1 rRNA gene is annotated in these 1624 nt (G+C 54.6%); it reads left to right on the top strand.

The features are described 5' to 3' along the window. A 23S ribosomal RNA gene (locus AN964_RS21710) occupies positions 1-1624 on the top strand; the annotation flags it as partial.

Here is a 1624-nt window from a genome sequence, read left to right as displayed (position 1 = left end):
ACCGGAAGGACTAGTGGAGCGCTTAGAAGTGAGAATGCCGGTATGAGTAGCGAAAGAAGGGTGAGAATCCCTTCCACCGAATGCCTAAGGTTTCCTGAGGAAGGCTCGTCCGCTCAGGGTTAGTCGGGACCTAAGCCGAGGCCGAAAGGCGTAGGCGATGGACAACAGGTTGATATTCCTGTACCACCTCTTCACCGTTTGAACGATGGGGGGACGCAGGAGGATAGGGTAAGCGCACTGCTGGTTATGTGCGTCTAAGCAGTTAGGCTGGTTACGAGGCAAATCCCGTAACCGTGAAGGCGGAGCTGTGATAGCGAGGGAAATATAGTACCGAAGTTCCTGATTCCACACTGCCAAGAAAATCCTCTAGTGAGGTGAAAGGTGCCCGTACCGCAAACCGACACAGGTAGGCGAGGAGAGAATCCTAAGGTGAGCGAGAGAACTCTCGTTAAGGAACTCGGCAAAATGACCCCGTAACTTCGGGAGAAGGGGTGCTCTGGTAGGGTGCAAGCCCGAGAGAGCCGCAGTGAATAGGCCCAGGCGACTGTTTAGCAAAAACACAGGTCTCTGCGAAGCCGCAAGGCGAAGTATAGGGGCTGACGCCTGCCCGGTGCTGGAAGGTTAAGAGGAGGGGTTAGCGTAAGCGAAGCTCTGAATTGAAGCCCCAGTAAACGGCGGCCGTAACTATAACGGTCCTAAGGTAGCGAAATTCCTTGTCAGGTAAGTTCTGACCCGCACGAAAGGCGTAACGATCTGGGCACTGTCTCAACGAGAGACTCGGTGAAATTATAGTACCTGTGAAGATGCAGGTTACCCGCGACAGGACGGAAAGACCCCGTGGAGCTTTACTGCAGCCTGATATTGAATTTTGGTACAGCTTGTACAGGATAGGTAGGAGCCTTTGAAGCCGGAGCGCCAGCTTCGGTGGAGGCGTCGGTGGGATACTACCCTGGCTGTATTGAAATTCTAACCCGCACCCCTGATCGGGGTGGGAGACAGTGTCAGGCAGGCAGTTTGACTGGGGCGGTCGCCTCCTAAAGAGTAACGGAGGCGCCCAAAGGTTCCCTCAGAATGGTTGGAAATCATTCGTAGAGTGTAAAGGCACAAGGGAGCTTGACTGCGAGACCTACAAGTCGAGCAGGGACGAAAGTCGGGCTTAGTGATCCGGTGGTTCCGCATGGAAGGGCCATCGCTCAACGGATAAAAGCTACCCCGGGGATAACAGGCTTATCTCCCCCAAGAGTCCACATCGACGGGGAGGTTTGGCACCTCGATGTCGGCTCATCGCATCCTGGGGCTGTAGTCGGTCCCAAGGGTTGGGCTGTTCGCCCATTAAAGCGGTACGCGAGCTGGGTTCAGAACGTCGTGAGACAGTTCGGTCCCTATCCGTCGTGGGCGTAGGAAATTTGAGAGGAGCTGTCCTTAGTACGAGAGGACCGGGATGGACGCACCGCTGGTGTACCAGTTGTCTTGCCAAAGGCATCGCTGGGTAGCTATGTGCGGAAGGGATAAGTGCTGAAAGCATCTAAGCATGAAGCCCCCCTCAAGATGAGATTTCCCATAGCGCAAGCTAGTAAGATCCCTGAAAGATGATCAGGTTGATAGGTTCGAGGTGGAAGTGTGG

The organism is Heyndrickxia shackletonii (assembly GCF_001420715.1).
GTDB classification, from domain to species: domain Bacteria; phylum Bacillota; class Bacilli; order Bacillales; family Bacillaceae_C; genus Margalitia; species Margalitia shackletonii.
The sequence above is the reverse complement of the archived record's forward strand: the minus strand, read 5'-3'. Positions and strand labels throughout refer to the sequence as shown.